The 19,245-nt window shown below is 43.8% G+C and carries 19 protein-coding genes, 1 tRNA gene and 1 pseudogene; 16 read left to right on the plus strand and 5 right to left on the minus strand.

Going from position 1 to position 19,245, the window contains the following annotated elements:
- Positions 1-27 precede the first annotated feature (27 nt).
- The 3 genes and pseudogenes from FTT86_RS11665 (at position 28) to FTT86_RS11675 (ending at position 1,590) form a co-directional block, all read left to right on the plus strand.
- A pseudogene (locus FTT86_RS11665) lies at positions 28-242 on the plus strand (hypothetical protein).
- A 174-nt stretch (positions 243-416) separates the two neighbouring features.
- Positions 417-872 carry a GNAT family N-acetyltransferase gene (locus FTT86_RS11670; protein WP_004646668.1) on the plus strand — a complete coding sequence of 152 codons (456 nt, stop codon included), beginning with the start codon at positions 417-419 and terminating at the stop codon, positions 870-872.
- A 130-nt stretch (positions 873-1,002) separates the two neighbouring features.
- The gene (locus FTT86_RS11675) at positions 1,003-1,590 is read left to right on the plus strand and encodes a YceI family protein (protein WP_004646669.1); all 588 of its coding nucleotides are present in this window, start codon (positions 1,003-1,005) and stop codon (positions 1,588-1,590) included.
- Between the two features lie 41 nt (positions 1,591-1,631).
- Here the strand turns inward: FTT86_RS11675 and FTT86_RS11680 are convergent, their stop codons facing one another.
- The gene (locus FTT86_RS11680) at positions 1,632-2,354 is read right to left on the minus strand and encodes a glutamine amidotransferase (protein WP_071851216.1); all 723 of its coding nucleotides are present in this window, start codon (positions 2,352-2,354) and stop codon (positions 1,632-1,634) included.
- Between the two features lie 241 nt (positions 2,355-2,595).
- On the opposite strand from FTT86_RS11680, the gene yfcF reads away from it, so the two are divergent.
- Both yfcF and FTT86_RS11690 read left to right on the plus strand, forming a co-directional pair.
- On the plus strand, positions 2,596-3,237 hold the full coding sequence (gene yfcF, locus FTT86_RS11685; RefSeq protein ID WP_180181277.1) for a glutathione transferase: 642 nt from the start codon (positions 2,596-2,598) through the stop codon (positions 3,235-3,237).
- A gap of 131 nt (positions 3,238-3,368) precedes the next feature.
- Positions 3,369-4,310, plus strand: coding sequence for a cation diffusion facilitator family transporter (locus FTT86_RS11690; protein WP_071851221.1), 942 nt, complete (start codon positions 3,369-3,371; stop codon positions 4,308-4,310).
- A 31-nt stretch (positions 4,311-4,341) separates the two neighbouring features.
- Here FTT86_RS11690 and FTT86_RS11695 read toward each other — a convergent pair whose 3' ends face one another.
- From FTT86_RS11695 to cysS, 4 genes are all read right to left on the minus strand, one after another.
- A complete protein-coding gene (locus FTT86_RS11695) occupies positions 4,342-5,319 on the minus strand; it encodes a fatty acid desaturase family protein (RefSeq protein WP_071851223.1) in 978 nt (325 codons plus the stop codon).
- A 93-nt stretch (positions 5,320-5,412) separates the two neighbouring features.
- Entirely contained in the window at positions 5,413-6,201 is a 789-nt protein-coding gene (locus FTT86_RS11700; protein WP_071851225.1) for a PaaX family transcriptional regulator C-terminal domain-containing protein, read from the minus strand.
- A gap of 192 nt (positions 6,202-6,393) precedes the next feature.
- Positions 6,394-6,469, minus strand: a tRNA-Gly gene (locus FTT86_RS11705).
- Between the two features lie 62 nt (positions 6,470-6,531).
- Complete coding sequence (cysS, locus tag FTT86_RS11710; protein ID WP_180181278.1) at positions 6,532-7,953, minus strand: cysteine--tRNA ligase; 1,422 nt, start codon at positions 7,951-7,953, stop codon at positions 6,532-6,534.
- A gap of 432 nt (positions 7,954-8,385) precedes the next feature.
- Here cysS and FTT86_RS11715 point away from each other — a divergent pair, with 432 nt between their 5' ends.
- From FTT86_RS11715 to FTT86_RS11765, 11 genes are all read left to right on the plus strand, one after another.
- A complete protein-coding gene (locus FTT86_RS11715; protein ID WP_257229657.1) occupies positions 8,386-9,429 on the plus strand; it encodes a KpsF/GutQ family sugar-phosphate isomerase in 1,044 nt (347 codons plus the stop codon).
- 3 nt (positions 9,430-9,432) lie between these two features.
- Positions 9,433-9,972, plus strand: a complete 540-nt coding sequence (locus FTT86_RS11720) for an HAD family hydrolase (protein ID WP_004279958.1) — start codon at positions 9,433-9,435, stop codon at positions 9,970-9,972.
- Positions 9,973-10,005: 33 nt separating this feature from the next.
- A complete protein-coding gene (gene lptC / locus FTT86_RS11725) occupies positions 10,006-10,554 on the plus strand; it encodes an LPS export ABC transporter periplasmic protein LptC (protein ID WP_004729873.1) in 549 nt (182 codons plus the stop codon).
- A complete protein-coding gene (lptA, locus tag FTT86_RS11730) occupies positions 10,538-11,104 on the plus strand; it encodes a lipopolysaccharide transport periplasmic protein LptA (protein ID WP_180181279.1) in 567 nt (188 codons plus the stop codon). Before lptC ends, lptA begins: the two co-directional genes overlap by 17 nt.
- Positions 11,104-11,847, plus strand: a complete 744-nt coding sequence (gene lptB, locus FTT86_RS11735) for an LPS export ABC transporter ATP-binding protein (protein WP_005104345.1) — start codon at positions 11,104-11,106, stop codon at positions 11,845-11,847. Before lptA ends, lptB begins: the two co-directional genes overlap by 1 nt.
- 218 nt (positions 11,848-12,065) lie before the next feature.
- Positions 12,066-13,532, plus strand: a complete 1,467-nt coding sequence (locus tag FTT86_RS11740) for a TolC family outer membrane protein (RefSeq protein WP_180181280.1) — start codon at positions 12,066-12,068, stop codon at positions 13,530-13,532.
- A complete protein-coding gene (locus FTT86_RS11745; RefSeq protein ID WP_180087254.1) occupies positions 13,529-15,670 on the plus strand; it encodes a type I secretion system permease/ATPase in 2,142 nt (713 codons plus the stop codon). Before FTT86_RS11740 ends, FTT86_RS11745 begins: the two co-directional genes overlap by 4 nt.
- Positions 15,667-16,854, plus strand: a complete 1,188-nt coding sequence (locus FTT86_RS11750; RefSeq protein ID WP_180087255.1) for an HlyD family efflux transporter periplasmic adaptor subunit — start codon at positions 15,667-15,669, stop codon at positions 16,852-16,854. Before FTT86_RS11745 ends, FTT86_RS11750 begins: the two co-directional genes overlap by 4 nt.
- Positions 16,855-16,973: 119 nt before the next feature.
- Positions 16,974-17,573: a YigZ family protein gene (locus FTT86_RS11755; RefSeq protein WP_180181281.1), complete on the plus strand. Its 600-nt coding sequence runs from the start codon at positions 16,974-16,976 to the stop codon at positions 17,571-17,573.
- On the plus strand, positions 17,566-18,183 hold the full coding sequence (locus FTT86_RS11760) for a DapH/DapD/GlmU-related protein (RefSeq protein ID WP_180087256.1): 618 nt from the start codon (positions 17,566-17,568) through the stop codon (positions 18,181-18,183). The genes FTT86_RS11755 and FTT86_RS11760 overlap by 8 nt, the downstream gene beginning before the upstream one ends.
- Positions 18,184-18,376: 193 nt before the next feature.
- A complete protein-coding gene (locus tag FTT86_RS11765; protein WP_004279943.1) occupies positions 18,377-19,219 on the plus strand; it encodes a universal stress protein in 843 nt (280 codons plus the stop codon).
- The last annotated feature ends 26 nt before the right edge of the window (positions 19,220-19,245 follow it).

Here is a 19,245-nt window from a genome sequence, read left to right on the forward strand (position 1 = left end):
TAGTCGAAATGAAAGAGTGAGATGAACATGAGCTTGTATGAACAAATTAACGATGAAATTACTTTAATGGATGCAGGCGAACTCAAGTGGATCGGACAGGAATTACCTCTTGAAGCGATGGTTGCAGTTGATTTAATGCTGCAGAATTAGCCGAAGAAAATATCATTAAAGTGCGTCGTAAAAATCATGAAAAGACGACTGGCCTAAAACAGGTTGATCGTATTCTGGTTGAAAAACTTTAAACATAAAGCATGAAAAGTCCCTGATTGGGACTTTTTTATGCCGGATGATTTTCATCTGACAGGTTGCTTATGAACATCAGATGAGATAAAGCTAGGTTTAGGCCGCTATAAAAATTCAGCGACCACTATCGAAACGACTTAAATTAAAGAAATAAGCCAAAGAAGCGGTTAAACATGAATATACAGCCCCAGATCCAGATCAAATCTCTAGAGCAAATATCACAGCCGGAATGGCTATTTTTATGGCAAGACTATCAACGCTTTTATCAGACGCAAATTTCGGATGAGGTGAGTGAAAATACCTGGGATAAATTAACCAATTATGAATTAGATTCAATATACGGTTTTGCGGCCTTGATTGATGGAAAGGTCGTTGGGATGGTGCATGTCATCGAACATAACAGTAGCTGGACAGTAAGACCATATGCTTATTTGCAGGATCTATTTACCCATCCTGACTATCGGGGAAAGGGTGTGGCGCGTAAGTTGATTCAACATGTCTATCAGGTTGCACAGCAGCGTAATTGCGACCGGGTTTACTGGCTGACTCAGGAATCAAATCATCAGGCACAAGCGTTGTATAACAAAGTCGCCAAGAAAACTGGATTCATCCAGTACCGTATGGATTAAAGCTCAAAAATTAAAAAAAATAACTTACAATTTTATCGTTTCATCACTGCAACAAAACGTTTTATCTTTAGGGCTGTAAACGGTTCCAGATTCTATACACTTAATAACATCCAAAACGTGAGATAAAAACATGAATTTCAAAACATTAGCATTAGGCTTGGCGGTCGCATCTGTAGCAACAGTTTCTATGGCAAAACCAGTGGCCTATACGATTGACCCGACTCATTCAGCAACGGTGTTCTCTTGGAGCCACTTTGGTTTCTCTACACCATCTGCAAACTTCAGTGACATCCAGGGTACGATTAATGTTGATAATGCAAAACCTGCGAATTCTTCGGTCAATGTGAACATCCCGGTTGCAAGCATTAATACGAATGTGAAAGCGCTGGATGACCATATTAAGACAGCAGAATTTTTTGATGCTGCCAAATATCCGAATATCACTTTTAAAAGTACTAAAGTTCAGGCTTTAGGCAAAAACAAATACAAAATCACCGGTAACTTAACCGTAAAAGATGTCACTAAACCTGTGGTACTGGACGCAGTTTTAAATAAACAAGGCGTGCACCCAATGACCAAATTACAAACGATTGGTTTCAATGCAACCACTTCATTTAACCGTTCAGCCTTTGGGGTAGGCGGTTATGTTCCAAATGTGGGCGATAAAATTACAGTGAACATTACTACCGAGGCTTCTGTTCCTGCTCCGAAAAAATAAGCATGACAAATTAAAAAAGCACCCAACTGGGTGCTTTTTTATTACGGTGATTTAAGTTGCAAGTTTTCTAAATAATGCAGCAATACCGAACTGGCGGCCTGTTCAAGCGCGGGCGCATAGCTTTGATGATCCGCCCGTAAGGCGGGAATATTGATCTGGGCTTTGCGTAACTCACAGGTATGTCCAATCAGCCATTTCTCTAAACTTTCACTGGCCACTTCAGCATGGAATTGTAGTGCTAGAATATTCTGTCCTACCCGAAAGGCCTGATTTGGATAAAGATCAGAGCTGGCCAGTAATTCTACCTGTTCAGGTAGGTCAAAGGTATCACCATGCCAATGCAGGACGTCAATATCCTCCAGAGCTTTTAGTGGATTGTTTTCAATAGAAGCAAGACTGAGTTTAGACCAGCCAATTTCCTTCACATCTCCGGGATAGACTTTAGCATTCAATGCAGCAGCAATTAACTGCGCACCTAAACAGATGCCTAAAGTCGGTAAATTCTTTTCCAGTCGAACTTTAAGTAAGTCTATTTCTTGTTGTAAGAAAGGGTAATCCTCAGTTTCATAGACTGCAATCGGGCCACCGAGAATAATTGTTAATCCAGGATGTTTAAAAGCCTTGGTAAGATCATCGATGCCAGCTTCGAAATAACGCACACGTAAGCCGAGCTGATAAAAAATATCTTCCCAAGCACCTAAGTCTTCAAAAGCCAAATGTTGAATGGCATACACGGTATCGGAGAGGTGGGCTAAGTTCAGCATAGTTTTTTGATATCAAGAGAATGATTTAATTTAACGTGAATCAAAAGCAAAATAAAAGGCTTTATGCCCCACATCATGTGCAAAATAGAAAATAATGAACATCGCTGCGCTATCGGCAACTGTGTAAACATTTTCGTGTGATCGCTACATGAAGCAGTTCATTTTTCCTTTTATATAGGAAAGGGAGTAGAGTAAGGCTGCCGTACTGAATAAAAATAACAAGACCATCAGGATCAAGGATATGCAAAATATACGTTTATATGTCGATAAAAATAGAATCAGCCCTTATGCCATGTCGGTCTATGTTGCCTTAAAAGAAAAGGGTTTAGATTTTCAGGAAATCGTGATTGATTTAGATCAGCAGCAACAGAAATCTGCGGCTTATCAAGCCATTTGTCCAAGTGCTAAAGTTCCGTGTTTAATAGTAGATAACTTTAGCCTGTTTGAATCATGGGCGATCACTGAATCTTTGGAAGATGCCTTTCCAGCACCTAATTATCCAGCCTTATATCCTAAGGAAATTTATGCTAGAGCTAAATGTCGGGCCATACAAGCCTTGGTCAAAACCGATTTTATGCAAATCCGCCAGCAGATGCCTTCCGATTCGGTATTTCATCTAGCAAAAATGTCTATACCTCTTACAGCTTCGATCACTGAAGAAATTCAGCGCTTGGTGAATGTGGCAGAATATATGCTGGAGGACATATGGTTGACTGAACACTGGTCAATTGCAGACTTTGATCTGGCCTTTATGTTGCATCGTTTGTTGAGCCATCAGGTGAAACTTCCTGTGAAAATAATAGAATATGTCGAGCGTAATTTTAAGCGTGCTTCGGTACAGGCCTGGCTGGCAGAACATGAAAAAGCTAAAACTTTAATCTAATGTCGACTGATAAAACAGTTCATAAAAAACCTACTTAAATAGGTAAAATTCAAGCGTAATATGAATCAGAACAAAACTTGAAAAGATGCTGAGGATACAGTCCTCGTTGAATAAGAAGGAGGGAGGGGCCGGTGGGGAATTCACATCATCATGAACATAGTCATGTCGCCGTGACTGCAAAAAATGCCAAAAAATTATCAATAGCGTTGGCATTAACCACGACTTTTTTAATTGTGGAAGTGATTGCTGGTTTTCTAACTCAAAGTTTGGCCCTACTTTCTGATGCTGCGCATATGTTTACCGATGCTGCTGCACTGGCTATCGCTTTAGTCGCTATCAAAATTGGGCAAAAACCGGCAGACAATAAACGGACATTTGGTTATCAGCGCTTTGAGATTTTGGCTGCCCTGTTTAATGCCGTGATGCTGTTTGTGGTTGCGATTTATATTTTGTTTGAAGCTTATCAGCGTTTGAGTTATCCGCCAGAAATCCAGAGCCTTGGCATGATGATTGTTGCTGTTTTGGGGCTGATCATTAACCTGATTTCCATGAAAATACTGGTGTCCAGCAGTCAAGAAAGTCTCAATGTCAAAGGTGCATATCTGGAAGTGCTCAGTGATGCACTGGGATCTGTAGGCGTGATTATTGGAGCACTAGTGATTTATTTGACTGGCTGGATGTGGGTGGATACGCTGATTGCGGTATTGATCGGATTTTGGGTGTTGCCAAGAACCTGGATTTTGCTGAAACAGAGCATCAATATTCTGCTTGAAGGTGTGCCGGATGAAATTGATATTGAAAAATTACGCCACGATCTTTTGGCGCTCGAAGGGGTTCAGGACATTCATCAGCTCAAGGTTTGGGCAATTACCTCCAAAAAAGTCATGCTGACTGTGCATCTGGTTGCGCCGAATGTGGATTATCAGAAACTGCGTCATCAGGCCTTTGAGATGCTCCACCATGAGCATCATATTACCGAGATGACCTTGCAGATCGAAGCGGAAGACTGCCCACTAGAACATCGGGGACAATCCTCACATCCGCATTCACATGCCGAAAGCCATCAGCATTGAAGTGGAATAATCTAAGCATCGGGAAAGTTGATTATTTTTTTAAAAGTGAGCGAATCACATCCAGATAACTTGGCGGAGCATCGACATACTGACGCTCTCTTAACATCTGGTGCATTTTCGCCAGCTTTTGATGCGGAACAGAGGCCATTAAATGATGTTCAATATGATAGTTCACATGAATCGGGGCAACCAAAGCACGTGCCAGCCAGTCTGCACGGGTGGTGCGGGTATTGCTAAGGGCGGAATGACTGGTTTCTAGGCCCGCATGCTCAGCCATAGCGCGGATGCGGATGAACAAAGGAAATGGAGTGATATAGGCGAGAGGCCATAATAAATACATTTTAGGATGGCCGCTGGCCCACAGAGCAGAAAAAATTGCTGCATTTGAAATTAACATACCAGAACTATTTTTAAGCAAGTTTTTCGCTAACTCTAAATTGCTGCGATCACCATGCGGAATTGGCTTGGGGTCATTGGAAACACTCCATTCCAGCAATTCCAGATCCATTAATACTCGACCAGCGAGAAATTTAAGCCCCGATTGCCCATTCAGGTCACGGAAGAATTTCCTGAATAGTGAGCTTTGCGTAATGGGAAAGTTTTTTACCAACCCCAAGTCAGGATCATCTGGCTGCGAGGTTTTAGCATGATGTTTCAGGTGATAAGGACGGTATTTGCTGACATCATTCCAGATCGGGCGTGCACAGAGCCAATCAGTCAGATGGGTATTTAACCATTTGGTTTTGAACAGGCTATGGTGCGAGGCATCATGCATCAAAATAGCCATCGCAAGCTGGCGTCCAGCAAGAATAGCCAATGCCAATGCACATATCAGGATTTTTCCCCATGTAGGTAAATATTCCCAGCTATAGGCAACCGTACCAAAGGTCATGACAATTACGGTCCAGGTTGAACCTACTGCCCAGGCACCGTGTAAGTCTGAGGTCGTGGTGAGTTCTTTAATTTCGTCACGACTAAAAAGTTCTGTGACACTGACCTTTCTGTTCATTCTTCTGCCTATATTTAGTTCTTATTGCTTTATTCAATATATTTGGATGAAATATTACAGTCAATTCATTTTTGTGTATAAAAAAGAAATAAATTAGACCCCTTGGTCTTTAAAATAGTGTTGCCATAAAAGTTGACCCTGTTTTTCTATTTTGCGGACTGCGAGCTCAAATTGTTGTCGAGCATCTGTGTCTATCCATTCTGCAGGAAGTAAGGGGTCAGCACGCAAACTAAATAGGGCAGATTTACCTAGATAAAAGGCACTTTTTGCAGCCTCTGCTAAAGTCAGATTCTGGTAATTCTCAAACCAGTCGTTGATAGCATGCTGTACTGCATGATAGGTCTGATGTAGCTCTTCGATATCCCATAAATCACGAACTTCGGTTTCACTTTCCAGTTGACTGACTTGGAAAAAACGTGCGTCAGGATCTAATCCAAACTGGATTACAGCTGTTTTTAATGGACTTAGGTTTAGCGTTAAATTATCGGGACGAATAAAAACATTTTGCTCTAGTTCCTGAAAACCATAATAACGCAGCGCTTTTTCTCTTTTAGATAAGGCAGTACGGTCTACACGTCCCAAAGTGCCGGTATAGACCAATACATATTTTCCGTTCCATGTGGTCGCCGTTTGCATATCAGGGTGTTTGTTTAAGCTGATAAAAGAAGTATCGAATTTTTTCTCTAGCAATTGATATACGCCGCGCTCTACAGCTTGAATCACATTTTCCTGATTTAATCGGGCCACAGCGACACGGATACCATTGTCAGATATACCCAATAATTCAGCAGCAGTTAATATCCGCTTAATAGACAGGGTGGAGTTTTTAGAGGCATATAAAAGATCTAGAATTAGATGACGAGCATTTAATTTATAAGTCATGAAACGATATCGTTATGAAAGGGATTGAAAGTTTTAAAGTTTATCCACAATAGCACTTTGTCATGAATAACCCAAAAAAATTGTCAGGGTAAAAGAGGATGAATAAGTGATTTGAGATATACATTTTATTAATAAATTTTTTTCAAACACAATAAAAAAACCCTTATCTTTCGATAAGGGTTTTTCGTATTCTGGAGCGGGAAAGGAGACTCGAACTCCCGACCCCAACCTTGGCAAGGTTATGCTCTACCAACTGAGCTATTCCCGCAATGAGGTGAATTATAGAGAATTCCACAGCAGTGTCAACTCCCTATAAATCTGTTTGATTAATTAATCAGCACGGCGCCAAACTGTACCTTGACGGGTATCCTCAAGAACAACACCTTGATCAAGTAAAGATTGACGGATTTCGTCTGCGCGTGCGAATTCTTTGGCTTTCTTGGCATCCTGACGCTGTTGAATCAAATCTTCAATTTGTTCAGGTGACAATCCTAGAGCTTCTTGACCAATGTCAGATTTGAGGAACTCATCTACATTTTGCTGTACCAGACCGAGAATATTGGTCAGGTGACGTAAAGTTGCGTAGTAGATCGCTGCCTGTTCCGCATTTTCTTCTTTCATGGTACGATTCAGCTCTTTATTGATTTCGAACAATACCGCAATCGCTTCAGGCGTATTGAAATCATCACGCATAGCGGCATTGAAACGCTCAACCAAAGCCTCATCCAGAGTTTCAATCAGATGATCACCATAAACCGCCTGATAGGTTTTAAAAGAATGGTAGAAACGAGACAAGGTATTTTTTGCTTCTTTTAAGGCAACATCCGAGTAATTCACCGGGCTACGATAATGGGAAGACACAATGAAATAACGCACCACTTCCGGATGGAATTTTTCAATCACGTCGCGAATAGTGAAGAAATTGCCTAAAGACTTCGACATTTTCTCGCCATCGACATTAATAAATCCGGCATGCATCCAGTAATTGACATACTGTTCGCCAGTAGATGCTTCAGATTGTGCAATTTCATTTTCATGATGCGGGAAGGTTAAATCAGCACCACCGCCATGAATATCGAAATGATTGCCTAGGCAGCAGGTCGACATTGCGGAACATTCGATGTGCCAGCCTGGACGGCCATTACCCCACGGTGATGCCCATGATGGCTCATTTTCCTTGGCATGTTTCCACAGTACAAAGTCAAATGGATGTTTCTTTTCAACTTCGACATCGACACGTTCAGACGCACCCGCTTGCATATCTTCTAGTTTACGGCCAGATAGACGACCGTATTTGGCGAATTTCTCGACCTCAAAGTAGACATCGCCATTATTGGAAGGATAAGCCGTACCTTTGTCGACCAGGTTGCCGATCATTGCTTGCATTTGATCGATGTAATCTGTGGCTTTAGGTGCTACATCAGGTGCAAGGCAGCCCAGTTTGGCAAAATCCTCATTCATCGCATCAATAAAGCGACCTGTTAATTCTGAGATACTTTCGCCATTTTCATTGGCACGTTTAATAATTTTGTCGTCAATATCCGTAATATTACGCACATATTTGACTTTCCAGCCTTGGCTACGCAGGAAACGGATAATATAGTCAAATGCAACCACTGTACGTGCATGTCCAATATGACAGTAGTCATAAACCGTCATACCACAGACATACAGATCAATTTGACCTTCAACACGAGGTACGAATTCTACTTTTTTGCGTTGCTCTGAGTTATATAGAACAAATGGTTGCATAGCTGTTCAAAAGACTTCAAATAAAAGGATGAATCATCTTAACCTAAGCATAATTATTCATAAAGATAAAAGCGTAAAAAGCCTCAGTTATTTAGGGGAGTTAGGCAACGAGAGTGATTTATAAAGAAGGGGTTCAGGAAGTGAAATAGCGAATATTGAGCTTACATTTTCAGAGGCAGTGTTTGCCAGTCTGATGGAATTATATTTGAATGAGTCTGGTCTGATTTGACCCAAACTTATTTTGGATAGCGTAAGCGTGTTTCTATAAAAATAAAAACAAGCGCATATAACCGCTTTAAAAATGGAGTGAATGTAGAGGCGGAGATACCAGATTGCGCAAGTTGAATACAATCTGAATATATTAAAAATCCGTCGAATCTTCTATATTTAGAAAGCTTACAATTGCATAGCTATGCTAAAATTGCGAAAATTATGCCCATCAAACCAGAGTTTTTTTCTGTCCTTAGCGTAGGTAAACAGGCTTTGAATCCACAAAAAACAGCGAATCAACTAGATTTCCAGAAAGTCGCACTTGAAACACTGCGCATCGAAGAAAATGCACTACAGATTTTAGCAACACAGATTGATGACCGTTTTAGCCGGGCATGTGAAATTATTCTACAGTGTACTGGCCGTCTGGTGATTACCGGAATGGGCAAGTCAGGTCATATTGGCCGTAAAATGGCGGCGACCTTTGCTTCGACCGGAACTCCCTCATTCTTTATGCATCCAGGTGAAGCCGGTCATGGTGACTTAGGGATGCTGGTGGCTGGTGATGTGCTGATTGCAATTTCAAACTCGGGCAAGAGTGATGAAATCATGATGCTGATGCCGCTGATCAATCATCTGGAAATTCCGCTGATTACCATCAGTGGTGATGATCGTGGTCCAATGCCACAAAATGCTGATGTAGCTTTAACGCTGGGTAATATTCAGGAGGCTTGTCCACTGGGTTTAGCGCCGACATCGTCAACGACGGCAACATTGGCTTTGGGCGATGCTTTGGCGGTAGCTTTATTGGATGCTCGCGGCTTTACCTCGGATGATTTTGCACGCTCACATCCTGCAGGTGCGCTGGGTAAGCGTCTGTTATTGCATGTGAAGCATCTGATGCGTACTGGCGCAGATTTACCTAAAGTCTCGCCAGATACCGCCATGAATAAAGTATTGTACGAAATTTCCAACAAGCGCTTGGGCTTAACCACAGTCGTCGATGAAAATGATGTGTTGCTGGGGATTTTTACCGATGGTGACTTGCGTCGCTTGATTGATAAGCAGCAAGGTTTTGATGTCAATCTGGCTATTCAGGACGTGATGACCAAAAATCCGTTGACCATTTCTCAGGAAGCACGTGCAGTGGTGGCACTGGAACGTATGAATGAGCATAAAATTAATCAATTTGTAGTTGTTGATGATGCCAATAAAGTCATTGGTGTGATTAGTATGCATGACCTGATTCAGGCTGGGGTAAATTAATAAATGGCATCTTATGTATTATTAGAGCAGGCACGTCATATTGCAGCACTGGTGCTTGATGTAGATGGTATTTTAAGTGATGGCTTTGTAACGCTGACTAATACTGGCGATGAGATCAAATCCTTTGATATTCGTGACGGTCTGGGCATGAAACTGGTTCAGCAAGCAGGGATCAAGGTGATTATTATCACTGGACGTAAAAGCAATATCGTAGAAAAGCGTATGTCGGATCTGGGTGTTGATCTGGTCTATCAGGGCCGTGAAGACAAAGGTACAGCACTTCGTGAAGCCTGCGCACAGCTCAACATTGATCCTGAAGATTGCCTGTACATGGGCGATGACTGGCCTGATCTGTCTGCTTTTGCCATTGCCGGCATGAAAGTGACCGTGCCTAATGGTCATGTTGAAGTTCGCCGCCGTGCCGATCTGGTGACTCAGGCCCAAGGTGGACGTGGTGCGGTGCGTGAAATCTGCGATATGCTGTTAATGTCCAAAGGCATGTACCAAGAGTTACTTGAAAAATATACTCGTGCGCCTTATTAATAAGTCATATCTTTTGGATTAAGTACACCGCTTATGGATACTAAAGTTTTATATATTACGGCTGTGATTATTGCCGCAATAAGTGGTGGTTATTACTATTACAGCGGCAAGGGCAACAAGCTGCAGGCAGATTCTGCGCGCAGCATGACCTATTCCGCTCAAAATATTAACTTAACCCAGACGGATGAAACAGGCCAGGTGTCGGTTCGTGCCCAAGTGGACCGACTTGAGCAGAACCTGCAGCTAGAAACTTCAAAGCTAGAAAATCTGCGAGCATCGACTTATGACAATGGCAAAGTCGATGCAACTTTCTTTGCCAAAATGGCGCATGGTTATGATGACAATACAAAAGTTGTACTCTCTCAAGAAGTGTTCGCCACCAAAATCATGCAAAATGGGAAAATGCAGTTTCGTACTGAAGAACTGACCGCTTTTCCGAAAACACGTGAAATTGAAACAGACAAGACAGTGATTGTGGAATCTCCACAGGCTGAATTTGTCAGCCAGGGTCTTAAAGCCAATCTTAATGATGGTCAATACGAATTCTTTAATATTCGAGGAAAGTATGAACCAAACTCCTAAAGCCAAAATGATGCACACTTTCCTGAAGCGTATGACGCTGGCGACTGTGGTTGGACTCGGTTCAATCGCTGCTTTTGCACTGCCATCTGACCGTAACCAGCCAATCACCTTGCTGGCTGACCGGGCGACTTTCAATGAGCGGACGGGTGTGACGACGTATTCGGGCAATGTCATCATTGAACAGGGCACCATGAAGCTGCAAGCCAATTCGATTGTGGCCAATCTGAACAATAAGCGTCAGATCAGCCTGATTACGGCTACTGGCAGCCCGGCACAGTTCCAGCAAAAAGTGGATCCGGCCAAAGGTCTTGCCAAAGGTCAGGCGCAGAAAATTGTCTACAATGCTGAAACCGGGATTATTACCTTGTCAGGCAATGCCTTCCTGCAACAGGGCGGTGCCAGTATTCGTGGTGCGACTTTAAAATACAGCATGAACAAAGGCGATATCGAAGCCACCGGAACACCAAACAAAACCGGTTCATCGTCTGGTCGTGTACAAATCGTGATTCCACCCTCTAGTTCAACATCCTTCCCGGGAGCGCGTGATTAATGGAGCAATCGCAGCAGGTTCAAACCTTAACCATTAAACATCTGGCGAAAAACTATAATAAACGCTGGGTAGTGAAAGATGTATCGTTCAGCATGGAAAGTGGCCAGATTGTTGGGTTACTGGGACCAAATGGTGCCGGTAAAACCACCAGTTTTTATATGGTGGTTGGTCTGGTGCGGATGGATAAGGGAGAAATCTATCTCGATGATCTGGATCTTTCCGACCTCGCAATGCATGAACGGGCACGTAAGGGGATTGGTTATTTGCCGCAGGAAGCTTCAATTTTCCGAAAACTGACGATTTCAGAAAATATTATGGCAATTCTGGAAACCCGTAAAGATATGACCAAGGCACAACGTCAGCAACGTCTGGCGGAGCTACTGGCAGACTTTAAAATCACCCATATCAAAGATTCCTTGGGTATGAGTGTATCCGGTGGGGAGCGACGTCGTGCCGAGATTGCGCGTGCACTTGCGGCTGATCCAAAATTTATGCTACTCGATGAACCTTTTGCCGGTGTCGATCCGATTTCGGTCGGAGATATTAAGGATATTATTACGACCTTGAAAGATCGCGGAATTGGGGTGCTGATTACCGATCATAACGTGCGTGAAACGCTGGCGATTTGTGAGCATGCTTATATTGTTAGTGAAGGTGCATTGCTTGCTGAAGGTACACCAGAAGAAATCCTGGCGAATGAGACCGTAAGAAAAGTTTATCTGGGTGATGATTTCACTGTTTAAATAATCCTGCTTTATATAAAAACCCTGCATCAGACGCCAGTTGTCGGATGCAGGGTTTTTTTTGATCAAATCAAAGTGAAAAAGATTTCTTTTAAAGTGATTTGACCTATTGTTATGCTAAAACAAGAAAACATTACATAATTATGCGATTTAGAGCAGAACACTTTTAAAGAAATTAGGGGAAAACAGAATGAAAAAGAAGGAGATTAATTCTTCTTTTGCCTTTATCTGTGTCTTTGGGGCATGCAGAAAGCTCACCCCATTATTTTACCAATCTCAAGAATGGCTTGGGTCAGCTGATTGTACCCAAGCCGACACGGTCAGCGCATACCATTGATATTACCTCGCTCGGTCATTATTCATTAGATACATCAAAAGTAGCTGAGCTGCCGCAAATTACCCGGCCACAGTCAGGACAGCCAGCTTTCAGTCCTACGGTCACAGCTGGTATTCCACAAAAAATGAATTTGGTAGAAGCTGTACACCGGGCAGTGCAGCGACGTCCTGAAATCACACAGAGTATTTCGACATTATCTGCGCAGGCCGCGAATATCGATGTGGCGAGAGCGGGTTATTATCCGCAGGTGTCCGGTGGTATCGGGACAGGTGATCTCACTTCCGGTGAACGTGGACGACAAATTGTTTCTTTGAATGCCACCCAGATGCTGTATGACTTTGGCAAAATTAAAACCAATGTCAGTGTGGAAGAAGCCCGTTTAGCAGAAGAACAGGCAAGGGTGCTGGTTAGTCTGGATCAGATCGCATTTGAAGTAGCAGATGCAATAGTGAATATCAAACGCTATCAGCAAATTACCCAGATTGCCCAGCAGCAGATTCAGGGCATTGGACGGATTGCAGAAATTGCCAATTTGCGTGCCCGCGCCGGAATCAGCAGTCAGGCCGACCCAATTCAGGCCCAGTCCAATCTGGAAGCAGCGCAATCGAATCTGATTGTTCAGCAGACCCAATTAAGACAATATCAACAACGCTTGCGTACCTTGCTAGGATTTGATGTATCCGCCATTGAATGGGATATTCCTGATCGTATTGTGGCACAGGCCGATCTTTATCAGGATCCGGAATTTACCCAGATTCCGAACATGATTTTGGCCCATGCCGGGGTCAATGTTGCCCGTTTGCAAAAAGATCAGGCGCGATTAAGTCCTTATCCGACTATTAGTGTTAAAGGCAGTCTGAGTCAGGCGATGAATGGACGGAATCCGAATAATAATGAAGATGATGGCTTCTATAATTCAGTCATGATTGAAGCCAGCAGTAATTTGTATCAGGGTGGTGCAACACGTTCACAGACCCGTGCCGCAAGCTATGCCGAAGAAGCTGCACGCGCACAGGTTAATACGGTCTATCTGGATGTGCTAGATCAGGTGCGCTTGATCCGCGAGCAAATTGAAAATAAACAAAAACAAATGGGGGTTTTATCCCAGCGCCGCGCAACCACGATACGCACCAAAGAGCTGTATCAAGAACAATATAAATTGGGTACCCGAACCGTGGTGGATTTGCTGAATGCAGAGCAAGCCATTCATAGTGCCGCGCAGGAAATTGAATCGGCACGCTATGATATTTATTCGGCGATCGTACAGTACATTCAGGTCACGGGCCGTACAGGGGATATTTATGCGCTTAACAGTATTTCTATTCAGGGGTTTGAAGTTCAGCCATGAGTACTACAATAATAAATTATCAACCTTGGCTTCATGCAGTTTTAAATATTGCCAGGCATTACCGGATCGAACCTTCTGAGGAGCGGATTCGCCTGCAACTGGACTGGAATCAGCATCATGACATTGATGACATGCTCAAGATTGTCAGTCGTCAGATGGGTTTAAATCTCCGTAAAAATAAATTTGAGCGCAGCCTGCTGAATCCATGGCGTTTACCTTTAATGGTTGAATTCGATAGTGGTGATGTGGGCGTGATTGAACGCATCGATACACAGGGCAATGTCAGCATACAGCTCAGTGGTGATGAAGGTTTATCTCAAAGCTTTACAGTTGAGCCGTTAGAGGTTGGCATAAAGCATCTTTATGTGCTGCGTCCTGAATCTTCAGTTCCAGATGCGCGGGTGGATGAATATATCAAACCCTTTGAGAAAAACTGGTTCTGGTCGATTGTCCTGAATGACTGGAAGCGCTATATCGATGTGATGTTTGCGTCTTTAATTGCCAATATTCTGGCATTGGCCACGATAGTCTTCTCGATGAATGTCTATGACCGTGTCATTCCATCACAATCCATTCCGACGTTATGGGTGTTGGCAGGTGGTGTACTGATCGCTGCGATTTTTGAGTTTGTATTACGGGTATCCCGTATTTATCTTTCAGACATTATTGGTAAACGCGCGGATTTAAAAATTTCTGACCGGGTATTTGGTCATTCATTACGGATTAAAAACAGCGAACGTTCCAAATCGACAGGAACTTTTATTTCACAAATTCGCGAGCTGGAAGGCGTCCGCGAGCTGGTGACTTCAACCACAGTTACGGCCATTGCCGATCTGCCATTTTTCTTCCTGTTCTTAGGCATCTTCTGGGTGATCGGTGGCAATCTGTTCTGGGTCATGTTACTCGTTGTGCCCTTAATGATTCTTCCAGGGATTCTGGCGCAGAAAAAACTGGCACAGCTGGCCCAGTTGGGGATGCGTGAATCTGCCATCCGCAATGCCTTGCTGGTAGAAGCTGTACAAGGAATTGAAGACATCAAGCTGTTAAGAGCTGAAACGCGTTTCCAGAATCAGTGGAATCATATGAATGAAGTGTCAGCCGATGTCAGCATGCAGCAACGTAAAATTGTCGGCTTGATGACCGCCTGGACCCAAAAAATTCAGGGACTGACCTTTGCAATTGTAGTCTTGGTCGGGGCTTTTGCGGTGATGGAGGGTGACATGACCACAGGCGCACTGGTGGCCTGTTCGATTCTATCTTCACGCATGCTGGCACCAATTTCAAAAATTACGGGCGTACTGGGTCGCTTGCAGCAGGCCAAAGTAGCGAAATCCGGTCTGGATGAATTGATGAAAAAACCGGTGGATCAGCCGGACTATTCGCACCTGATTCATCGTCCGGCACTGGATGGGCATTATGAGCTCAACGGTGTGGTGTTTAAATATGGCGATGATGATCCGAAACCGAGTTTGATGATTCCCAAGCTGGAAATCAAGCCGGGGGAGAAAATCGCGATTCTGGGCCGTAATGGTGCAGGAAAATCGACCTTGTTACAGCTTTTGTCTGGGATGCAGACACCGTTACAGGGCAAGGTCAAGCTGGATGGTATTGATCTGACCCTGATTGATCCGTCAGATGTGCGGCGTGATATGAGTTTGCTAAATCAGAACTCGCAGTTATTTTATGGTTCAATTCGTGAAAACCTGACTTTGGGTGCACCTTTGGCCACCGATCAGCAAATTCTGGAAGCCTTACAAATTACCGGTGCACTGGGATTTGTACAGGAGAAAAAAGAAGGACTGGATCATATCATTTTAGAGGGTGGTGTCGGCTTTTCTGGTGGGCAGCGTCAAGCCTTGTTATTGGCACGGTTATTGATCCGTCAACCAAAAATTTTGCTACTGGATGAACCGACCGCTGCCATTGATGATGTGTCAGAAAAACAGTTGATTGATCATCTTAAAGGTTATTTAACCCATCGTACGATGATCGTTGCGACCCATCGCCGTGCGGTATTGGAACTGGTGGATCGTATTCTGGTGGTCAATGATGGCAAGATTGTGATGGATGGGCCACGGGATCAGATCCTGAATCAGTCGCAGGGTGGTAATAAGCGGGTTGTAGGAGCAAGAGCATGAGTGAACTACAGCAACTAAAACGTTCCAGCAAGGTCAGCTTTCAGGAACCGCCCTTACCGAAATCAAGTGTCATCATCTGGATTATCGGCATTGGCCTATTGGTATTGCTGAGCTGGGCCTGGTTATTCAAATTGGAAGAAGTGTCTACCGGTACCGGGAAAATAATTCCATCATCCAAAGAGCAGGTGATTCAGTCTCTGGATGGCGGTATTCTGACCACACTCAACGTCAAAGAAGGTGAAATTGTCGAGCGTGGGCAAGTATTGGCCCAGCTTGATCCGACCCGCTTTGAATCCAATGTCGGTGAATCAGAATCCTTGCTGGTGTCGTCACGTGCCACTTCAGCCCGTTTACGTGCGGAAGTCACCGGCGCACCGTTGGTCTTTCCTGAAGAAGTGTTGAAATACCCCAAATTGGTTAAAGAAGAAACGGCCCTGTATCAGTCGCGTCGAGCCAATTTGCAAGAATCTGTTGCAGGCCTGGAACAGGCTTTGTTACTGGTGCAGCAAGAACTGGAAATGACCGCTCCCTTGGTCGCCAAAGGGGCAGCCAGTGAAGTTGAAGTGTTGCGTCTAAAACGTGAAGCCAATGACCTGCGTAATCAGATGAATGATATCCGTAATCAATATTATGTGAATGCGCGGGAAGAATTGTCCAAAGCCAATACTGATGTAGAAACCCAGCAACAGGTGGTACGTGGCAAGTCGGATACTTTGAGCCGAACTGTTTTTAAATCACCGGTTCGCGGTGTAGTCAAAGAGATTGATGTGATGACGCTGGGCGGCGTGATTCCACAAAATGGCAAGTTGATGACCATCGTGCCACTGGATGAAAAATTACTGGTTGAAGCACGAATCTCGCCGCGTGATATTGCCTTTATTCGCCCTGATCAGGAAGCATTGGTTAAAATTACAGCTTATGATTATTCGATCTATGGTGGGTTGAATGGTAAAGTTGCGATGATTTCACCGGATACCTTGCGTGATGAAGTCAAGCAGGATCAATTTTATTATCGGGTGTATATCCGTACCGATAGCGACAAGCTCAGCAATAATGCCGGGCAGGAGTTCAATATTACTCCAGGGATGGTGGCCACCGTGGATATTCGTACTGGTTCAAAAACCGTGATGGATTATCTGATCAAGCCATTTAATAAAGCCAAAGAAGCCTTGCGTGAACGGTAATATTTGCCAAGCAATTGAGTAAAACAATCGATCAAAATCAGGCCTCTCCGTGGAGAGGCTTTTTATTTGTCTGTGCAAAGCGGGTATACTGCAGCAGTGAGAGTTTAAAGCCTGAAGTTATGCCATTTACCATTGCCAGCCTGGTCAGTTTTGAGGAAGACATCAAAAAAAGCCGCTTTCAGGCCTTTGCCACCCCTGTTGAGAATGAGCAGCACGTCAAAGATTTTCTGGAAACTTATCGTGATCCAAGCACCACGCATCAATGCTGGGCCTGGAAAATTGGCCATCAGGTACGCTTTAATGATGATGGTGAACCTTCAGGCACAGCGGGACGCCCGATTCTGGCGACCATTGAAGGCAATGAGCTGACCAATGTGCTGGTACTGGTCAATCGCTGGTATGGCGGGATCAAGCTGGGAACAGGGGGCTTGGTACGTGCCTATGGCGGTTGCGCTGGACAATGTTTGTTGTTGGCAGAAAAAATTGAACTGATTGAAAAGAAGAAGGTGCAATTTTCCTGTCAATTCAATGAATGGGCCATCTTTCAGTATGAATTGAATCAGCAGCAAATCGATTATCAGGAAGAATATACAGCTGAAGGAGTACAGGTCAGTGCCTTATTTCAGTTACATCAAATTCAACCTTTTGCCTTAAAAATTCAAGATGTGACCCGCGGCCGGGAACAGCTCAAAATCATAGAAGAAGCGACAGATGACTGACGTAGATCCATTACTGAAATATCGTGAGCAGCATAAACATCGCCTGAACTATATGCCTTGGCTGTACTGGTCCTTAAAGCCAAAAAATCGCGGTTGGGCAGAAGCATGGCAAAAGGAATATCAGGCTTATCTGATGGAGATGGAAACCATCGAGATTGGTGAAAACTGTTTTATTTCACCACTGGCACATATCTTCGCCGAGCCGGGGCGCAAAATCATCATCGGTGATAATACCTTTATTGCCGCAGATTGCACCTTGCATGGTCCACTCGACATTGGGAATGAAGTGGCGATTAATCATCACTGTATTCTGGATGGCGGTCGGGTGGGGATTAAACTGCATGATCAGGTGCGTATCGCCGCTTATTGTCATCTTTATGCCTTTGATCACGGCATGGATCCCGAGCAGCCAATTTATCAGCAGCCGGTACGTTCGCAAGGCATCGAGATCGGACGGGATGTGTGGCTCGGTGCGCATGTCGGTATCAAGGACGGAATTAAAATCGCAGATCAGGCCGTGGTGGGAATGAACAGTATTGTGACTAAGGATGTCGAGGAGCGTGCGATTGTTGCCGGTAATCCGGCCCAATTCATTCGCTATCGTGAATAAGCTTTTGGAGGTCAATTGCTTGATGCAACAGCCTGACTCAGAAGATAGATCGATATGTTGATCTATATTTGTTCACATAAAAGTTAACATATTTCAAGTCAAGCCTTACAGATTTCGCTGCACATTTTTGAATGCTTATGCTAAGTTAAAAATAACTAAGAAATTTTTATCATAAATAGAAGAGAGGCTAAACATGAAACGTGTCATCGCCTGCATCGACTCATCGCCATGTATAAACGCGCTGGCAGACGCGGCGGCATGGATTGCCAAACAGACTGGCCGTGAACTGGTTCTGTTACAGGTTTTGGATTATTACCCGGCCAGTTATCATCTGGGGGAAATCAGCGGAGTGATTGGCTTTGAAAGTAATGCCATGTTACTGAAAGAACTGGCTGAGCTTGAACAAAAACAAAGTGAAATCGCGCTGGATTATAGCAATAACCTGCTGCAACACATTTCGGAGCGGATTCTGGCAGAACACGGCATTCAAACCACCCATATTCAGGAAAAGGGTGATTTTCTGGAACAAAGCTTTCAGATCCTGCAGCCTGATGATATCGCAGTGATTGGATTACTCGGTGAACGCTCCGCTGAAAAAAACAAACCGATTGGTACCAATGTGGAAAATTTTATTCGTGGGGCAAACTGTACCGTGATGACGGTCGGAGAACAGTTTAAGCCGCCGACACGATTTATTTTCGCCTATGAATATTCACCGACCTGTATCAAGATGATGAAACGGATTGCGGAAAGTGATCTGCTGCGCTTATTGCAATGTCATCTGTTATATATCGGTGATCATGCTGAAATTCTAAATGAACCTTTGCAATATTTAAATCAGGCCGGTTTAGATGTGGTGCCACAATACCGCTATGGCGATGTCGCAGAAAATATTTTGACCTATCAACAGGAACTCGGGATTCAACTGATCGTGTTGGGTGCATTTAGTCACAGTAAAATTCACCAGTTCTTTTTGGGCAGTATTGCGACCACGATTTTCCGGAATTCCAAAGTACCTTTACTGGTTGCGAAGTAAGGATTGCATAAAATAGCCAAGCGCGA

The sequence above is a fragment of the Acinetobacter sp. YH01021 genome (assembly GCF_013420255.1).
Lineage (GTDB): Bacteria > Pseudomonadota > Gammaproteobacteria > Pseudomonadales > Moraxellaceae > Acinetobacter.

Excerpts from the sequence above, each read along its gene's own strand:
- lptA (WP_180181279.1), top strand. The coding sequence starts at position 10,538 with ATGAACCAAACTCCTAAAGCCAAAATGATGCACACTTTCCTGAAGCGT.
- FTT86_RS11700 (WP_071851225.1), bottom strand. The coding sequence starts at position 6,201 with ATGACTTATAAATTAAATGCTCGTCATCTAATTCTAGATCTTTTATAT.
- FTT86_RS11720 (WP_004279958.1), top strand. The coding sequence starts at position 9,433 with ATGGCATCTTATGTATTATTAGAGCAGGCACGTCATATTGCAGCACTG.
- FTT86_RS11760 (WP_180087256.1), top strand. The coding sequence starts at position 17,566 with ATGACTGACGTAGATCCATTACTGAAATATCGTGAGCAGCATAAACAT.
- FTT86_RS11755 (WP_180181281.1), top strand. The coding sequence starts at position 16,974 with ATGCCATTTACCATTGCCAGCCTGGTCAGTTTTGAGGAAGACATCAAA.
- FTT86_RS11670 (WP_004646668.1), top strand. The coding sequence starts at position 417 with ATGAATATACAGCCCCAGATCCAGATCAAATCTCTAGAGCAAATATCA.
- lptC (WP_004729873.1), top strand. The coding sequence starts at position 10,006 with ATGGATACTAAAGTTTTATATATTACGGCTGTGATTATTGCCGCAATA.
- FTT86_RS11750 (WP_180087255.1), top strand. The coding sequence starts at position 15,667 with ATGAGTGAACTACAGCAACTAAAACGTTCCAGCAAGGTCAGCTTTCAG.
- FTT86_RS11675 (WP_004646669.1), top strand. The coding sequence starts at position 1,003 with ATGAATTTCAAAACATTAGCATTAGGCTTGGCGGTCGCATCTGTAGCA.
- yfcF (WP_180181277.1), top strand. The coding sequence starts at position 2,596 with ATGCAAAATATACGTTTATATGTCGATAAAAATAGAATCAGCCCTTAT.
- FTT86_RS11715 (WP_257229657.1), top strand. The coding sequence starts at position 8,386 with ATGCCCATCAAACCAGAGTTTTTTTCTGTCCTTAGCGTAGGTAAACAG.
- FTT86_RS11745 (WP_180087254.1), top strand. The coding sequence starts at position 13,529 with ATGAGTACTACAATAATAAATTATCAACCTTGGCTTCATGCAGTTTTA.
- lptB (WP_005104345.1), top strand. The coding sequence starts at position 11,104 with ATGGAGCAATCGCAGCAGGTTCAAACCTTAACCATTAAACATCTGGCG.
- FTT86_RS11765 (WP_004279943.1), top strand. The coding sequence starts at position 18,377 with ATGAAACGTGTCATCGCCTGCATCGACTCATCGCCATGTATAAACGCG.
- FTT86_RS11695 (WP_071851223.1), bottom strand. The coding sequence starts at position 5,319 with ATGAACAGAAAGGTCAGTGTCACAGAACTTTTTAGTCGTGACGAAATT.
- cysS (WP_180181278.1), bottom strand. The coding sequence starts at position 7,953 with ATGCAACCATTTGTTCTATATAACTCAGAGCAACGCAAAAAAGTAGAA.
- FTT86_RS11680 (WP_071851216.1), bottom strand. The coding sequence starts at position 2,354 with ATGCTGAACTTAGCCCACCTCTCCGATACCGTGTATGCCATTCAACAT.